Annotated in this window: 10 protein-coding genes; 7 read left to right on the top strand and 3 right to left on the bottom strand. The window is 72.7% G+C overall.

Features of this window, described 5'->3' with window-relative positions:
• Positions 1-50: 50 nt before the first annotated feature.
• Positions 51-983, top strand: a complete 933-nt coding sequence (locus tag V2J52_RS10315; protein WP_331227598.1) for an FKBP-type peptidyl-prolyl cis-trans isomerase — start codon at positions 51-53, stop codon at positions 981-983.
• 57 nt (positions 984-1,040) lie between these two features.
• Here V2J52_RS10315 and V2J52_RS10320 read toward each other — a convergent pair whose 3' ends face one another.
• Both V2J52_RS10320 and V2J52_RS10325 read right to left on the bottom strand, forming a co-directional pair.
• Positions 1,041-2,030 carry an electron transfer flavoprotein subunit alpha/FixB family protein gene (locus tag V2J52_RS10320; protein WP_331227599.1) on the bottom strand — a complete coding sequence of 330 codons (990 nt, stop codon included), beginning with the start codon at positions 2,028-2,030 and terminating at the stop codon, positions 1,041-1,043.
• Between the two features lie 22 nt (positions 2,031-2,052).
• Positions 2,053-2,823, bottom strand: a complete 771-nt coding sequence (locus tag V2J52_RS10325) for an electron transfer flavoprotein subunit beta/FixA family protein (RefSeq protein WP_331227600.1) — start codon at positions 2,821-2,823, stop codon at positions 2,053-2,055.
• 86 nt (positions 2,824-2,909) lie between these two features.
• On the opposite strand from V2J52_RS10325, the gene glgX reads away from it, so the two are divergent.
• Positions 2,910-5,189, top strand: a complete 2,280-nt coding sequence (gene glgX, locus V2J52_RS10330) for a glycogen debranching protein GlgX (RefSeq protein ID WP_331227601.1) — start codon at positions 2,910-2,912, stop codon at positions 5,187-5,189.
• A 287-nt stretch (positions 5,190-5,476) separates the two neighbouring features.
• Here the strand turns inward: glgX and glgP are convergent, their stop codons facing one another.
• Positions 5,477-8,065, bottom strand: coding sequence for an alpha-glucan family phosphorylase (glgP, locus tag V2J52_RS10335; protein WP_331227602.1), 2,589 nt, complete (start codon positions 8,063-8,065; stop codon positions 5,477-5,479).
• A 133-nt stretch (positions 8,066-8,198) separates the two neighbouring features.
• Between glgP and V2J52_RS10340 the strand changes: the two genes are divergently transcribed.
• The 5 genes from V2J52_RS10340 to purB all read left to right on the top strand — a co-directional run bounded on the left by V2J52_RS10340 (position 8,199) and on the right by purB (position 17,820).
• Positions 8,199-10,277 carry an alpha-1,4-glucan--maltose-1-phosphate maltosyltransferase gene (locus V2J52_RS10340; protein WP_434056409.1) on the top strand — a complete coding sequence of 693 codons (2,079 nt, stop codon included), beginning with the start codon at positions 8,199-8,201 and terminating at the stop codon, positions 10,275-10,277.
• Positions 10,274-12,052, top strand: coding sequence for a maltose alpha-D-glucosyltransferase (treS, locus tag V2J52_RS10345; protein ID WP_331227603.1), 1,779 nt, complete (start codon positions 10,274-10,276; stop codon positions 12,050-12,052). Before V2J52_RS10340 ends, treS begins: the two co-directional genes overlap by 4 nt.
• On the top strand, positions 12,052-13,461 hold the full coding sequence (locus tag V2J52_RS10350; protein WP_331227604.1) for a maltokinase N-terminal cap-like domain-containing protein: 1,410 nt from the start codon (positions 12,052-12,054) through the stop codon (positions 13,459-13,461). Before treS ends, V2J52_RS10350 begins: the two co-directional genes overlap by 1 nt.
• 59 nt (positions 13,462-13,520) lie before the next feature.
• Positions 13,521-15,743 carry a 1,4-alpha-glucan branching protein GlgB gene (glgB, locus tag V2J52_RS10355; protein WP_331227605.1) on the top strand — a complete coding sequence of 741 codons (2,223 nt, stop codon included), beginning with the start codon at positions 13,521-13,523 and terminating at the stop codon, positions 15,741-15,743.
• Positions 15,744-16,464: 721 nt separating this feature from the next.
• On the top strand, positions 16,465-17,820 hold the full coding sequence (gene purB, locus V2J52_RS10360; RefSeq protein WP_331227606.1) for an adenylosuccinate lyase: 1,356 nt from the start codon (positions 16,465-16,467) through the stop codon (positions 17,818-17,820).

A 17,820-nucleotide genomic window follows, 5' to 3' on the forward strand; every position in this document is an offset into this window, starting at 1 on the left:
TGCGCCGTCCGGCTCGCTCATCCGTACCCGACCCACCTGAAGGACACCCTGTGCGCCGATCCGTCACGTATGCCGCCACCACGCTGGCTGCCCTCCTGCTGCTCGCCGCCTGCAGCGGCGACCCCGAGCCCGGCTCGGAGGAGACGCCGTCGGCGACCGCCACCGAGGCGCCCACCGGCACCACGCCCGAGGACACCGAGCTGCTCGAGGCGGTCACCGTCGAGGGCGAGGCGGGCGCCGAGCCGACCGTCAGCTTCGAGACGCCCCTGGAGATCTCCGGTCCCGCCGCGCACGTCACGACCCCGGGCGATGGCGAGACCCTCGAGGCCGGCGACATCGCGCTGGTGAACTTCGTCGCGGTCGACGGCACCAGCGGCGAGGTCGTGGAGTCCACCTACGCCGCCGAGCGGCAGGACCCGCTCGTGCTCGGCGGCAACACCATGCCGGCCCTCGTCGAGGTGCTCACCGGCCAGCAGGTCGGCGCCCGGGTGCTCTACGCGGTGCCCGGCGAGGCCGCGACGTCGGTCATGAGCATCGAGGTGCTCGACCGTGCCCCGGCGCGGGCCGAGGGCGCCGCCGCCGACCCGGTCGACGGCCTGCCGGTGGTCACCCTCGCCGAGTCCGGCGAGCCGAGCATCGAGGCCGCCGACGGCGAGGTGCCGACCGAGCTGGTCGTCGAGCCGACCATCGTGGGCGACGGCAAGGTCGTCGAAGAGGGCGACACGGTGCAGGTCCACTACAGCGGCTGGCTGTGGGACGGCACCCCGTTCGACTCCTCGTGGGAGCGCGGCGCGCCCTTCCCGGTGCCGGTGGGTGCCGGTCAGGTGATCGAGGGCTGGGAGAACGGTCTCGAGGGCCAGACCGTCGGCAGCCAGGTGCTGCTCGTCATCCCGCCGGAGCTGGGCTACGGCGAGGCGGACCAGGGCACCATCCCGCCGAACTCGACGCTCGTCTTCGTCGTCGACATCCTCCACGCCAGCTGACGCGACCCACGCTCGGCAGGAGCCGCACGGGCGTCGACGCCGGTGCGGCTCCTTTCGTCAGCGGCCGAGGTGGGTGCGGAGCGCCTCGATGGCCTGCGGCAGGACGTCCTCGAGGGCGCCGACGACGCCGAAGTCGGCGATCTCGAAGATCGGCGCCTCCGGGTCGGTGTTGATCGCGACGACCGTCTGCGCGGCCCGCATCCCGACCGTGTGGTGCACGGCGCCGGAGACCCCGGCGCCGATGTAGAGCCGCGGCGCGACCGTCACACCGGTCTGCCCGACCTGCGCCGAGTGGTCCCGCCAGCCCTCGTCCGTGACGTCCCGGGTGGCGCCCACCGCACCACCGAGCAGCTCGGCGAGCTCCTCGACCGCGGTGAAGTCGCCGTCGGTGCCCCGGCCGCCGACGACGACGGTCGTCGCCTCGGTCAGCGCCACGCCGCCGCTGCGCGGGTGCTCGACCCGCTCGACGACCCGCACCGCGCGGGCGCGGTCGGTGAAGGTCACCTCGACCGGAACCGGCTCGGCAGCGCCTGGCACCGGCGCCGGCTCGGCCGTGACGGCGGTGGGCTCCAACGCGATCACCGGCACTCCGCGGGTGACGGTGCACTCGGTGTCCCAGGTAGCCGCGAAGGCCGTCTTGCTCGCCACCAGCCCGCCGCCGTCACCGCGGGTCAACCCGCGGGCATCCACCACCGCGCCGGAGCCGAGCCGCACGGCCAGGCCGGCCGCCAGCTCCTTGCCGGCGAAGCTCGACACGACGAGCACCGCCTGCGGCCGGGCAGCGCCGACGACGGCGTGGACGGCGTCGACCGCCACCGCGGTCAGCTGCGGGGCGAGCCCGCCGAGCCGCGGCAGGTGGACGGTGGCCGCGCCGAACCGGCCCAGCTGGTCGCGGGCGGCATCGTCGGGCGCCGCCTCCCCCAGCCAGACCGCCTCGACGGGTGCCCCGCCGGCGATCTCGCGGGCGGCGGTGAGCAGCTCGGTGCTGGGAACAGTCGGTGCGCCGTCGACGTGGTCGACGACGACGAGCACGGGTGCCTGGGTCACGGTGGCCTCTCGGGTCAGGGGATCAGACGAGCTTGGCGTCGACGAGGAAGGCGGCCAGCGCGGTGCCGCCGTCGCCGGAGTCGGTGACGATCTGGCCGGCCTCGCGGGCCGGGCGGGCGGAAGCGCTGACCACCGTAGTCCCGGCTGTTGGCGCGTCCACGGCGAGGTCGGCGAGCGACCACGTCACCACCTTCTTCTTCCGCGCGCCCATGATCGCCCGGAAGTTGGGGTACCGCGGCTCGTTGGCCTGGTCGGTGACCGAGACCAGCGCCGGCAGCAGCGCCTCGACGACCTCGACGGCGTCGCCGATGTCCCGGCGGGTGCGCACCAGGCTGCCCTCGACCGTCAGCTCGCTCGCCAGGGTCAGCTGCGGCAGGTCCAGCACGGTCGCCAGCGCGGTCGGCAGCATCGCGGTGAGCCCGTCCGACGAGGCCATCGCGGTGACGACGAGGTCGACCGGCCCGTCGACGGCGATCGCGTCGATCGCGGCGCCCAGCACGCGGGCGGTAGCGACGACGTCGGCGCCCGCCAGCGCGTCGTCGGTGACGTGGACCGCGCGGTCGGCGCCCATCTGCAGAGCGCGGCGGACCGCGTCGGCGGCGCCCTCCGGGCCCATGGTCAGCGCGACGACCTCGCCGCCGTGCGCCTCGACGAGGCTGACGGCGGCCTCGACGGCGTTCTCGTCGAGCTCGCCGAGCACGTCGTCCTCACCACGGACGGTGCGGCCGTCGTCGTCCAGGGCTCGGTCGGACTGGACATCGGGGACATGCTTGACGCAGACGACGATCCTCATGGCCCCAGCCTGCCACCAGAGACGTGCCGACCGCGAACGCCGATGGTGGCCGGCCGACCTGCCGGCCGTGGGAGAATCTTCCAGCCATGACCACTACCCGCCCCGACACCCCGCCGCCGGCCGGCACCGATCCGGTGCCCGGCCCCCTCGCCGCGCCGGCCGAGCCGCTCACCACCCGTCCCGTGCGACTCGGTGCGCACCTGACCGCGACCGGGGTGGACGTCGCGGTCATCGCCGGCCACGCCGAGGCGGTGGACCTGTGCCTGCTCGACCTCGACCGGGCCGGCGAGCTCACCGAGCGCCGGTTCCGGCTGCACCGCGGCCCGCGCGGGGTGTGGCAGGGGCACGTCCCCGGCGTCCGCGCCGGGCAGCGTTACGGGTTGCGCGCCCACGGCCGCTGGGACCCCGACGGCGGGCTGCGGCACAACCCCGCGAAGCTGCTGCTGGACCCGTACGCCCGCGCCGTCGTGGGTGAGTTCGAGCTGGTGCCCGCCGTCTTCGGGCAGCAGGTGTCGGCGGGGTTCGAGCCGCTCGACGGCCGGCCGCGCAGCGACGCGGACTCGGCGCCTCACGTGCGCCACGGCGTCGTCGTCGAGGAGCCGCCGACCGTCCCGGTCAGCGACCGCCCCCACGTGCCGTGGGACCGCACGGTCGTCTACGAGGCGCACGTGCGCGGCCTGACGATGCGGCTGCCCGGGGTGCCCGAGCACCTGCGGGGCACCTACGCGGGGCTCGCGCACCCGGTGACCGTCGCCCACCTGCGATCGCTGGGGGTGACCACCGTCGAGCTGCTGCCCATCCACGCCCGCAACGACGAGCCGTTCCTCGTCGCGCAGGGCCGGACGAACTACTGGGGCTACAACACGCTGAGCTTCTTCGCCCCCGAGCCGACCTACGCCACCGAGGAGGCGCAGGCACGCGGCCCGGCGGCGGTGCTCGACGAGGTCCGCGGGATGGTCTCGATCCTCCACGACGCCGGCCTCGAGGTGCTGCTCGACGTCGTCTACAACCACTCGGCCGAGGGCGGCGCCGACGGCCCGGTGCTCGGCCTGCGCGGCCTGGACAGCGCCGGCTACTACCTGCACGACGGCATGCACCCCGCCCGCCTCGTGGACGTCACCGGCTGCGGCAACTCGTTGGACTTCCGCCGCACCCAGGTGGTGGCGCTCACCCTCGACTCGCTGCGGTACTGGGTGCAGCAGATCGGCGTCGACGGCTTCCGGTTCGACCTGGCCACCACCATGGGGCGCAACGCCGCCGAGTTCACCCCCGACCACCCGTTCTTCGTCGCGATGGACACCGACCCGGTGCTGTCCACCACCAAGCGGATCGCCGAGCCGTGGGACCTGGGCCCCGCCGGCTGGCGCACCGGGCAGTTCCCGGCACCGATGGCCGAGTGGAACGACCGGTTCCGCGACGCCGCGCGGACCTTCTGGCTCGCCGACCCGGCCACCGGGGTCTCCGGCGGCACCGGGCAGGACCTGCGCGACCTCGCCACCCGGCTCGCCGGCTCGGCCGACCTCTTCGCGGTCGGTGGCCCACCGGGCCACCGCGCGCCGTCGGCGAGCATCAACTACGTCACCGCCCACGACGGCTTCACGATGGCCGACCTGGTCTCCTACAACGACAAGCACAACGAGGCCAACGGCGAGGACAACCGCGACGGGACGAACGACAACCGCTCGTGGAACCACGGGGTCGAGGGCCCGGTCGCGGCGCGCGGCGCCGGCAGCGGGGAGGCCGAGCACCCGCTCGCGCACGACATCGTGCGGGCGCGACGCCGGTCCATCCGCAACCTCATGGGCACCATGCTGCTGTCGGCCGGCACCCCGATGATCACCGCCGGCGACGAGCTCGGCCGCACCCAGCACGGCAACAACAACGCCTACTGCCAGGAGAACGAGATCTCCTGGGTGGACTGGGACCTCGCCGACTGGCAGCACGACCTGCTGCAGACCACGCGCTACCTGCTGCGGCTGCGCCGGGAGCACCCGGTGCTGCGGCCGGACTTCTTCGCCTCCGGCCAGCACCGGGAGGACGACGCGCTGCCCGACCTCGCGTGGTTCACCGCAGACGCCCGGCCGATGGACTCCGAGCGCTGGCACGACCCGCACACCCGGGTGCTGCAGATGGTGCGCTCGGGGCACTCGCACGGCGCGGACCTCGTGCTCGTCGTCAACGGCAGCCTCACGGAGCAGGTCGTCACCCTCCCCGAGGGGCGCGGCGACGACTACGTGCTCATGTGGGACTCCGGCTGGGAGCGGCAGCCGACCATCGACAACGGCACGCTGCCCGCGGCGGTCCGTCCCGGCGCCACCGCCACCCTCGAGCCGCTCTCGCTGCAGGTCTTCCTCACCCGTCGCTGAGCCCGGGCAGCTCGCGCCAGCTGCTCACGACCGGCACGCGCCGGTCCCGGTCACGGACGACCCGTTCGCCCACCGGCGCGTCGACGACGACGGCGACCTGGCCGCCCTCGTCGATCGCCGGGCAGTCGCGGCCCTGCAGCGGCCGGGCTCAGTGCCCGCACCCGGTCCCGGGCCTCACCGGTGAGCCGGTCCATGGCGCCATGATCCCCCACCGCAAGAGCCGACAGCTGGATTCTCCACGTGGAGAATCCAGCTGTCGGCGAGCTGTGCCACCGAGGGCGACGTCGTCAGGCCTGCGCGGCAGCCACCAGCGCGAGCTCGGCCGGGCCTGCCAGCGAGCCGTGGCGCGGGACGATCCGCACCGAGTAGCCGAACGGACCGGAGTTCTCGAGCTCGATCTCGCCGCGGTAGGCGTGGCGGCCGGCCTCGAACGACTCCGCCAGCGTGAGCCGCTGGCACTCGACGTCGACCAGGCGGTCCTCGTCGTCGACCCGGCCGTGGACCAGCTGGACGTCCACGTCCTGCGGCGCGAGGTCCCCCAGGCTCACGTAGGCGCTGACGCCGACGGCGTCACCGACCTTGACGACGTCAGCCACGTCGGTGGACTCGACGTGGTCCACCCGGACCCCGGCCCAGCCCTGCCGGACGCGGTCCTTCCACGCGGCCAGCTCGACGGCGCCGGTGTGCCCGGGGCCGTCGAGGTGGCGGTAGCTCGCCGCCACCGGTGTGTAGAGGCGCTCGACGTAGTCGCGGACCATCCGGGTGGCCTGCACCTTGGGACCGAGGGTGGCGAGCGTGTGGCGCATCATCGCCATCCAGTGCTGGGGCACGCCGGTCTCGTCGCGGTCGTAGAACCGCGGCGCGACGGTGTTCTCGAGCAGGTCGTAGAGCGCCGAGGCCTCGATCTGGTCGCGGCGGGCCTGGTCGTCGACGCCGTCGGCGGTGGGGATCGCCCAGCCGTTCTCGCCGTCGTACCACTCGTTCCACCAGCCGTCGAGGATCGAGAGGTTGAGCGCACCGTTGAGGGCGCACTTCATCCCCGAGGTGCCCGAGGCCTCCAGCGGACGCAGCGGGTTGTTCAGCCAGACGTCGCAGCCCGGCATGAGCGTCATCGCCATCTCGATGTCGTAGTTCGGCAGGAAGACGATGCGGTCACGCACCCCCTCCTCGTCGGCGAAGGTCACGAGCTTCTGGATGAGCCCGACGCCGGGCTCGTCAGCGGGGTGCGACTTTCCGGCGACGACGATCTGGATCGGCCGCTCCGGGTGGGTGAGCAACGCGCGCAGCCGGTCCGGGTCGGACAGCATGAGCGTGAGCCGCTTGTAGGTGGGCACCCGGCGGGCGAAGCCGATGGTCAGCACGTTCGGGTCGAGGACGTCGTCGACCCAGCCGAGCTCGGCCGGCGAGGCGCCGCGCTGCAGCCACGACTTGCGCACCCGCTGGCGTGCCGCGGTGACGAGGTCCCCGCGCAGCCGGCCGCGCATCTGCCACAGCTCGGCGTCGGGCACCCCGCCCTCGGCACCGGGGACGAGCCAGCCGTCACCGGAGTCGATCTGCGCCGGGGTGAGGTGCTCCTCGGCCATCCGGGTGAACGCCGGCGCCGTCCAGGTCGGGCCGTGGACACCGTTGGTGATCGAGGTGATCGGCACCTCGTCGACGGCGAACCCGGGCCACAGGTGGTGGAACATGCCGCGGGAGACCTCGCCGTGCAGCTGCGAGACACCGTTGGCCAGGCGCGCGGTGCGCAGCCCCAGGGTGGCCATGTTGTAGACGGCCGGGTCGCCGCCGGCGAAGTCCTCGACGCCGAGGGCGAGGATCTTGTCGACCGGCACCCCAGGGACCTCGGCGGAGCCGGTGAAGTGCTGGCGGACGAGGTCGATGTGGAACCGGTCGATCCCGGCGGGCACCGGGGTGTGGGTGGTGAACACCGTGCCGGCGCGCACCGCCTCCAGCGCGGCGTCGAAGGTCAGGCCCTCGCCCTCGACGAGCTCGCGGATCCGCTCGATCGCGAGGAAGCCGGCGTGGCCCTCGTTGGCGTGGTAGACCTGCGGCGTCGGGCCGCCGGTGAGCCGGGCGTGCAGCCGCAGCGCCTTGACCCCGCCCATGCCCAGCAGCAGCTCCTGCTTGAGCCGGTGGTCGGGCGAACCGCCGTACAGCCGGTCGGTGACCTTGCGAGCGGCGTCGTCGTTGTCCGGGATGTTCGAGTCGAGCAGCAGCAGCGGCACCCGGCCGACGTCGGCGCGCCAGACCTGGGCGTGCAGCAGCTGACCGCCCGGCATCGGCAGGGTGACGCGCGACGGGGTGCCGTCGGCCTCCCTCAGCAGCGTGAGCGGCAGGTTGTCGGGGTCGAGCAGCGGGTAGGTCTCGTGCTGCCAGCCCTCGCGGGTGAGGGACTGCTTGAAGTAGCCGGCGCCGTAGAGCAGGCCGACGCCGACGATCGGCACACCGAGGTCGGAGGCCGACTTCAGGTGGTCGCCGGCGAGGATGCCCAGCCCGCCGGAGTACTGCGGGAGCACAGCGGTGATGCCGAACTCGGCCGAGAAGTACCCGATCGCGTCGGGCTTGTCGGCCGCGTCATAGGTGTCCTGGTACCAGCGCGGGCTGCTGAGGTAGCGCCGGAGGTCCTCGTCGAGCTCACGGACCCGGGCGACGAGGGCCTCGTCGGCGGCCAGCTCAGCGAGCCGGTTGCGGTCGAGCGCGCCGAGGAGCGCGACGGGGTCGCCGTGCAGCGACGCCCACAGCTCGGGGTCGAGGGAGGCGAACAGCTCCCGGGTGGGCTCGTGCCAGGAGAACCTGAGGTTCTGCGCGAGGGTGTCCAGCGGGGCGAGCGACGCGGGCAGGACGGTGCGGACGGTAAATCGGCGAATGGCTTTCACGAGTCCGAGTCTAGGGCCGGCTCGCAACATTTTCAGCAAGTTCCGGCGCTGTTGCAGGTCGGGCCCGGCCACCCCGTCCGTCGCAGGGTCGAAGCGGTCGCCCGATCGCGCGCACGTGGATAGGTTCGTGTCTGTGACACGAGACAACCTGCCCTCCGTCCGGCTCGCGCCGGCGTCGCCCGTTCCTACCCCGGCCAGCGCCACCCCGATCGGCCGGATCCCGGTGATCGAGCTGTCGCCGGTCGTCGAGGGGGGCCGCTGGCCGGCCAAGGCCGTCGTCGGTGAGGCCGTCCCGATCCGCGCGACGGTGTTCCGCGAGGGGCACGACGCCGTCGCCGCCACCGCCGTGCTGCTCGCCCCCGACGGCACCGAGCACAGCCGCGTGACGATGACGTCGGTCAACCCGGGCCTCGACCTGTGGACCGCGTGGGTGGTGCCCGACGCCGTCGGCGACTGGTCCTTCCGCGTCGAGGGCTGGTCCGACCCGTACGGCACCTGGTTCCACGACGCCCCGCTCAAGGTGCGCGCCGGCGTCGACGTCGAGCTCATGCTCACGGAGGGGGCCAACTTCCTCGCCGGCGCGGCGGACCGCCCCGGGCTCGGCCCCGCCCAGCGCGCCACGCTGGAGCAGGCGGTCGCCGCTATGCACGACACCGGTCGGCCGGCGGAGGTCAGGCTGCTCGCCGGCATCTCCCCCGAGGTGCACGCGGTCCTCGATGACGCGCCGGTCCGCGAGATGGTCAGCCACAGCGTCACCTACCCGTTGCGGGTGGACCGCGAGCGCGCGCTGTACAGCGCCTGGTACGAGTTCTTCCCGCGATCCGAGGGCGCCTACTTCGACGCCGACCAGGGCGGCTGGGTCTCCGGCACGCTGCGCACCGCCGCCGAGCGGCTGCCTGCCATCGCCGCGATGGGCTTCGACGTCGCCTACCTCACCCCGATCCACCCGATCGGGACGACCAACCGCAAGGGCCGCAACAACACGGTGACCGGCCGCGAGGGCGACCCCGGCTCGCCGTACGGCATCGGCGCCGCCGAGGGCGGCCACGACGCCATCCAGCCTGAGCTCGGCACCTTCACGGACTTCGACGCGTTCGTCGCCCGGGCGCGCGGGCTGGGCATGGAGGTCGCGCTGGACATCGCGCTGCAGGCCTCCCCCGACCACCCGTGGGTCACCGACCACCCGGAGTGGTTCACCACCCGGGCCGACGGCTCCATCGCCTACGCCGAGAACCCGCCGAAGAAGTACCAGGACATCTACCCGCTGAACTTCGACAACGACCCCGAGGGGATCTACGTCGCCATCCGCGACGTCCTCCAGGTCTGGATCGACCACGGCGTCACGCTGTTCCGGGTGGACAACCCGCACACCAAGCCGCTCGACTTCTGGCAGCGCATCCTCGCCGAGTTCCGCGAGCGCCACCCCGAGGTGATCTTCCTCGCCGAGGCCTTCACCCGGCCGGCGATGATGCGGACCCTGGGCGCCATCGGCTTCCACCAGTCCTACACGTACTTCACCTGGCGCAACACCAAGAAGGACGTCGAGGAGTACCTCGAGGAGGTCTCCGAGGAGACCTCGGCGGTGATGCGCCCGAGCTTCTGGCCCACCACCCACGACATCCTCACCCCGTACATGCAGACCGGCGGGACGGCGGCGTTCGCGATCCGCGCGGTGCTCGCCGCGACCGGCTCACCGACGTGGGGCATCTACTCCGGCTACGAGCTCGTGGAGAACGTCGCACGGCCGGGGGCCGAGGAACAGATCGACAACGAGAAGTACGAGTTCAAGCCGCGTGACTGGGCGCGTGCGGAGCCGATAGGTATCTCCCGGCTGCTGACGGCGCTCAACCGCATCCGTGGGTCCCACCCGGCGCTGCAGCGGCTGCGAGGGCTCACCGTGCACAAGACCAGCGACGACTCGATGGTGTGCTTCTCGCGCCACCTGCCCGCGCACCTGTCGCCCACCGGCGAGGCGGACACGGTGGTCGTCGTCCTCACCCTCGACCCGTTCGCCACCCGTGACGGCACGGTCAAGCTCGACCTCGAGGCGCTGGGCATCGCGGCGCCGGCACCAGGCAGCCCGGCCGGTACGCCGGTGCTCGCCGCCACCGACGAGCTGTCGGGTGAGACCTACTTCTGGTCCGACCAGCCGTACGTGCGCCTGGACCCGCACGAGGCGTGCGCGCACGTGCTGGCGGTGCGTGCGCTATGACGGCGCCGAGCCCGGTGCGCGCGCTCGCCGCGCAGGCCTCCCCTGCGCCCGCGCTCAGCAGCGGCGAGCGCCCCGGCCTCGTGGACGACCCCGACTGGTACCGCACTGCGGTGTTCTACGAGGTGCTGCTGCGGGCCTTCGGGGACTCCGACGGGTCGGGGACCGGGGACCTGCGCGGCCTCATCGACCGGCTCGACTACCTGCAGTGGCTGGGCGTCGACTGCCTGTGGGTGCCGCCGTTCTACCCCTCGCCGCTGCGCGACGGCGGCTACGACGTCTCGGACTACACCGCGGTGGCGTCGGAGTACGGCAGCCTCGAGGACTTCGAGGAGCTGCTGACCGAGGCGCACGCCCGCGGCCTGCGGGTCATCGTCGACCTCGTGATGAACCACACCAGCGACCAGCACCCGTGGTTCCAGTCGTCGCGGTCCAAGCCCGACGGCCCCTACGGCGACTTCTACGTGTGGCGCGACGACAACACCGCCTACCAGGACGCCCGGATCATCTTCGTCGACACCGAGACCTCCAACTGGAGCTTCGACCCGGTGCGGCGCCAGTACTTCTGGCACCGGTTCTTCTCCCACCAGCCGGACCTCAACTTCGAGAACCCCGAGGTCGTCGCCGCCATGCACGACGTCGTGCGGTTCTGGGCCCGGCTCGGCGTCGACGGCTTCCGGCTGGACGCGGTGCCCTACCTGTTCGAGGAAGAGGGCACCAACTGCGAGAACCTGCCGCGCACCCACGAGTACCTGCGTGACCTGCGCGCGATGGTCGATGAGGAGTTCCCCGGCACCCTGCTGCTGGCCGAAGCCAACCAGTGGCCGCAGGACGTCGTCGACTACTACGGCACCGAGGCGGAGCCGGAGTGCCACATGTGCTTCCACTTCCCGGTGATGCCGCGGCTGTTCTACGCGCTGCGCGAGCAGCGGGCGCACGCCATCCGCGACATCCTCGCCGACACCCCGGCGATCCCGGCCGGCGCGCAGTGGGGCACCTTCCTGCGCAACCACGACGAGCTCACGCTGGAGATGGTCTCCACCGAGGAGCGGGCGTCGATGTACGGCTGGTACGCGGAGGACCCGCGGATGCGGGCGAACGTGGGGATCCGGCGGCGGCTCTCCCCGCTGCTGGGCAACTCCCGGGCGGAGATCGAGCTCGCCCACGCCATGCTGCTGTCGCTGCCGGGCAGCCCGTGCCTGTACTACGGCGACGAGATCGGCATGGGCGACAACATCTGGCTGCCTGACCGTGACGCGGTCCGCACCCCGATGCAGTGGACCCCGGACCGCAATGCCGGCTTCTCCACCGCGGACCCGGGCAAGCTCTACCTGCCGCTCGTGCAGTCGCTCATCAACCACTACAACTCGGTCAACGTCGAGGCGCAGTACGCCCAGCCGACGTCGCTGCTGCACTGGGTACGCGGCATCCTCGAGGTCCGCCGGTCCCACCCGGTGTTCGGCACCGGGTCCTTCGAGCTGCTCGACACCGACAACGAGTCCGTGCTCGCCTTCCTGCGCGCCGACGACGACGAGACCGTGCTGTGCGTGATGAACCTCGCCAACACGCCCCGCTCGTCGCGGGTGGAGGTGGCCGGCAGCGCGGGTGCGCCGCTGACCGACCTGTTCGGCGGCGCCCCGTTCCCGCCGGTGGGGGCCGACGGCACGGTCACGCTCACGCTGGGCTCCCGCGACTTCTTCTGGCTGCACCTCGGTGGCCCGCTCGCCCCGGCGACGGCACCGACCCCGGCGGACCCGCCGCAGTCGATCGAGCCGTGATGGCCACCGTCGACCCGCCGTTCGGCGAGTTCCTGCCGCCATGGATCGCCCGCCAGCGCTGGTACACCGCCAAGGGGCGCACGCCGCGGCTGCGGCGCGTCGGCGGCCTGCGCTTCCAGGACCCGGCGGGCGAGGTGGGCATCGAGACCTGGCTGCTCATCGACGACGCCGGCCCGCAGCCGACGCTCTACCAGGTGCCGCTCGCCTACCGGGGCGCCCCGGTGCCCGGGCTGGAGCATGCGCTCGTCGCCACCACCGAGCACTCCGAGCTCGGCCCGCGCTGGGTCTACGACGGCTGCCACGACCCGGTCGCGGCGCGGGTGCTGCTCGGCACCATCCTCAACGGCGCCGGCGTCGCGTCCGACGGCCCGCCCGGCTCTGGCGGTGCCGTCGGGCACCGGGCCACCGGCGCCGGGGCGGTGCACGGCCCGGTGGCCGCCGAGCGGTCCCGGGTGCTGTCCGGCGAGCAGTCCAACACCTCGATCATCTTCGACGGCGGCGAGGGCACCCCGGTCATCGTCAAGGTCTTCCGGGTGCTGGCCGGCGGGCAGAACCCCGACGTCGTCGTCCAGGAAGCGCTGGCGGCGGCCGGCAGCACGCGCGTCCCCGCCCCGCTCGGCGACCTCGCCGGCGAGTGGGCCGGGCCGGACGGCGCGCAGGTCCACGGCCACCTGGCCTTCGCCCAGGAGTTTCTCCCCGACGTCGAGGACGCGTGGCGGGTGGCTGTCCGCGCCGCGCGCAGCGGCACCGGCTTCACCGCGGCGGCCGGTGAGCTGGGCCGGGCGGTGGCCTTGGTGCACCGCGACCTCGCCGTCGCCTTTCCGCTGACCAAGACGACCCGGCAGGTGCGCGACGGGCTGCGTCGCGGCTGGCAGCAACGGGCGGCGGGCGCGCTGCGGGAGGTGCCGGCGCTCGCCGAGCATGCCGACGCCGTCGCCGAGGTCTACGAGCGCACCACGGACGTCCCGTGGTCGCCGCTGCAGCGCATCCACGGCGACCTCCACCTGGGCCAGGTGATCGACGCTCCGGGCCGCGGCTGGCTGCTGCTCGACTTCGAGGGTGAGCCGCTGCGCCCGCTGGCCGAGCGCACCGCGCCGGACCTCCCGCTGCGCGACGTCGCCGGCATGCTGCGCTCGCTCGACTACGCCGCCGGCGCGGCCGTGCAGGACGGCGGCGACGACACCGCGGTGGCAGCCTGGGCAGCGCGTGCCCGCGGCGCCTTCCTCGACGGCTACGCGGCCGGCGCGGGCCGCGATCCGCGCGAGGACGCCGCGCTGCTCGCCGCCCTGGAGCTGGACAAGGCCCTGTACGAGGCGGTCTACGAGGCCCGGAACCGCCCCGACTGGCTCGCCATCCCAGTGACGGGCGTCCGCCGGCTCCTCGCCGCCGCCCCGCCGAGCAGGCCGTAGCCGGTCGCCCCTCCGCCGATCCGCGCGCACCGGCCGCGCAGGAATGGAAGAGTGGGGCCATGACCGACATGGACCCGCCGATCGCTTCCGTCCCCGCTCCGTCGGGCTCTCCCGTCGTCGTGGATGAGGGCCTGTTACGGGCGGTGGCTGCCGGCGTCCACCACGAGCCGCACGCCGTCCTCGGCGCGCACGTCGGCTCGTCCTCGGTGACCATCCGCGCGCTGCGCCCGCTGGCCGACGCCGTCGTCGTCGTCACCGCCGACGCGCGGGTACCGCTCCAGCACGAGCTCGACGGCGTCTGGGTGGGCACCATCCCCGGCACCGAGACACCGGACTACCGGCTCGACGTCACCTACGGCGGGCACACCAGCCGGGTCGACGACCCGTACCGTCACCTGCCGACGCTCGGCGACATCGACCTCCACCTCATCGGCGAGGGGCGCCATGAGGAGCTGTGGACCGCGCTCGGCTCGCAGGTGCGGCGCTATCCCTCGGTGCTCGGCGAGGTCGAGGGCACCGCGTTCGCGGTGTGGGCGCCCAATGCCCAGGCGGTCCGCGTCAAGGGCAGCTTCAACGGCTGGGACGGCCGGCTGGCCGCGATGCGGTCGCTGGGCTCCTCCGGCGTCTGGGAGGTGTTCGTCCCTGGGGTCGGGGTGGACGCCACCTACAAGTACGAGATCCAGCACCGCGACGGCTCCTGGCACGAGAAGGCCGACCCGATGGCCCGCGCCACCGAGCACCCGCCGGCCACCGCGTCGGTCGTCACCGAGTCCAGCTACGAGTGGGGCGACGACGAGTGGCTCACTCGTCGCGCCGCCACCGACCCCCACCAGGGTGCGATGAGCGTGTACGAGGTCCACCTCGCCTCGTGGCGGCCCGGGCTGAGCTACCGCGACCTTGCCCGTGACCTCGTCGACTACGTCGCCGGGCTGGGCTTCACCCACGTGGAGCTCATGCCGGTGGCCGAGCACCCGTTCGGCGGCTCGTGGGGCTACCAGGTCACCTCGTACTTCGCGCCGACGTCGCGGCTCGGCAGCCCGGACGACTTCCGGTTCCTCGTCGACTCCTTCCACCAGGCGGGGATCGGCGTCATCATGGACTGGGTCCCGGCGCACTTCCCCAAGGACTCGTGGGCACTGGCCCAGTTCGACGGCACCGCCCTCTACGAGGACCCCGACCCGCTGCGCGGGGAGCACCCCGACTGGGGCACGCTGATCTTCAACTTCGGCCGCCGCGAGGTGCGCAACTTCCTCGTCGCCAACGCGGTGTACTGGCTCGAGGAGTTCCACATCGACGGCCTTCGGGTCGACGCGGTGGCCTCGATGCTCTACCTCGACTACTCCCGCCAGCCCGGTCAGTGGCGGCCCAACGAGCGGGGCGGCCGGGAGAACCTCGACGCGATCAGCTTCCTGCAGGAGACCAACGCCACGGCGTACCGCCGGGTGCCGGGGATCGTCATGATCGCCGAGGAGTCCACCGCATGGCCCGGCGTCAGCGCCCCCACCAGCCACGGCGGGCTCGGCTTCGGCCTCAAGTGGAACATGGGCTGGATGAACGACACGCTGCGCTACGTGGCCGAGGAGCCGATCAACCGCCGCTACCACCACGGCGAGCTGACGTTCTCGCTCGTCTACGCGTTCTCCGAGCAGTTCGTGCTGCCGCTGAGCCACGACGAGGTCGTCCACGGCAAGGGTTCCCTGGTGCGCAAGATGCCCGGCGACCACTGGCAGCAGCTCGCCGGGGTCCGCACGCTGTTCGCCTACCAGTGGTCACACCCCGGCAAGCAGCTGATCTTCATGGGGATGGAGTTCGCTCAGGGAAGCGAGTGGCAGGAGTCGGCGAGCCTCGAGTGGCACCTGCTCGACAACCCGGCGCACTCGGGCGTCGCGGACCTCGTGCGGCGGCTCAACGACGTCTACCGCAGCCACCCGGCGCTGTACGCCGACGACTTCTCCCCCGCCGGCTTCCAGTGGATCGAGGCCAACGACGGCGACCACAACGTCGTCAGCTTCCTGCGGAGGGACCCGAGCGGGAAGGGCAAGGATGTCGTGTGCATCATCAGCTTCTCCGGCGTCCCGCACGAGCACTACCGCGTCGGGCTCCCGCAGGCAGGCGACTGGACCGAGCTGCTGAACACCGACGCCGTCGAGTACGGCGGCTCCGGCGTGGGCAACCTCGGCCGGGTGACGGCGGAGGAGCTGCCGTGGCACGGCCGGGACGCCTCGGTCTCCCTGCGGGTCCCCCCGCTCGGCGCCCTCTGGCTCACCCCCGCCGACGACTGACCAAGCCCCCTACTCGCGACAGCGGGATTGTCCACGAGAGCGGGATTGTCTGCGAGAGCGGGATTGTCTGCGAGAGCGGGATTGTCCACGCGCCCTGCCCGAACCCCATCCCCGACAGCAGGATTGTCCACGCGCCCTGCCCGACCCCCATCCCCGACAGCAGGATTGTCCACGCGCCGTCTTCTTCCCGAGAGCGGGATTGCCCACCCGCTCGTCCCCGGGGCAGGCCTGTCCCGAACCGTGGTCTTCCGCGGCAGCGATGGCGGCAAGCACCGGCCGCTGCCACAACGATCGGCGGACGCTGTCGCCCGAGACTGTTCAGCCGGCACGGACGGCTCGACTCCCCGCGACCCACCCGGCTGAACAACGACAGCCGGACCGTGCGGACAATCCTGCTCTCGCAGACAATCCCGCTCTCGCAGACAACCCTGCTCTCGCAGACAATCCCGCTCTCGCAGACAACCCTGCTCTCGCAGACAATCCCGCTCTCGCAGACAACTCTGCTCTCGCGGACAATCCTGCTCTCGCGGACAACTCTGCTCTCGCGGACAATCCCGCTCTCGCGGATGGGGGTGGGGGCGTCTCACGACCTGGACGCTGGTGGCTCGTGGGAATGCCGGTCCCGACCCGGCAGTTATCTTGGGCGTACCCGGACCTGGGTGGTGCACGCCCAGGTGGCGGACTCGCCCGGGTGCTTCGCAGACATGGATGGAGACGCAGCGTGCCCTCACACGTCGTGGACATGCGCACGATCGGCAACAGCTTCAGCACGCCGGAGATGCGCGAGGTGTGGGCGGAGACCAACCGGCTGCAGAAGCAGCTGGACGTCGAGGCCGCGCTGGCCCGCGCCGAGGCCGCGCTGGGCATCATCCCGCAGGCCGCGGCCGACGCGATCACCGCCGCCGCGCGCGCCGACGAGCTCGACCTCGACGCCGTCGCCGAGGCTGGCGCGCGCACCATGCACTCCCTCAACGCCACCATCGGCGCGCTGCAGACGGCGGCCGGCCCGGCGGGCGAGTGGGTCCACTACGGGGTGACCACCCAGGACATCGTCGACACCGGCACCGTCCTGCAGGTGCGCGAGGGCCTGGACATCATCGAGCGCGACACCCGGGCGGTGGCCGCGGCCCTCAAGGCGCTCGCGACCACCCACCGGGACACCGCCATGGTGGGGCGCACCCACGCGGTGCACGCTCTGCCGACGACCTTCGGCTTCAAGGTGGCCGTCTGGCTCGACGAGCTCATCCGGCACGTCGAGCGGCTCACCGACGTCCGGCGCCGGGTCCTCACCGGCAACATCAACGGCGCCGTGGGCACCTACTCCGCCTTCGGCGAGCGCGGCCCCGAGGTCGAGCGGGCCACCCTCGACCTCCTCGAGCTCGCCGCCCCGAACATCTCCTGGCAGTCCGCGCGGGACCGGTTCTCCGAGTATGCCGCCGTCCTCACGCTAGTCTCCGGCACGCTCGGCAAGGTCGCCGGGGAGCTGACCAACCTCATGCGTACCGAGATCGGCGAGGTCGAGGAGCCGTTCGTCGCGGGCAAGATCGGTTCCACGACGATGCCCCACAAGCGCAACCCCGCACTGCTCGAGGGCGTCGCGGCGCTGACCGCCCCGATGAAGCACGCGATGGGGCTGACCTTCGACTCGATGAACACCGTCCACGAGCGCGACGCCATCAGCTGGCGCGCCGAGTGGATCGCGCTGCCCGAGCTGCACCTGTACCTCTCGGCCCAGCTCGCCACGATGGCGCGGATCCTGCCCGGGCTCGTCGTCAACGAGGACGCCATGGCGCGCAACCTCGACCACCAGGGCGGGCTGCTGCTCTCCGAGCGGGTGATGTTTGAGCTTGCGGCGACCCTTGGCAAGCAGACCGCCCACCAGGTGGTGTACGACGCCTCGATGACCGCGGTCGACTCCGGCCGGCAGCTGCTCGACGTGCTGCTCGAGGAGCCGAGGCTCGAGGGCCGGTTCAGCGCCGAGGAGATCTCCGGCTGGCTCGACCCCCGCCAGTACCTCGGCGCTGCGGGCACGACCGTCGACCGGGTCGTAGCCGCCGCAGCACAGGCAGGCCTCTGA

It is taken from the genome of Georgenia sunbinii, from assembly GCF_036421875.1.
Lineage (GTDB): Bacteria > Actinomycetota > Actinomycetes > Actinomycetales > Actinomycetaceae > Georgenia_B > Georgenia_B sunbinii.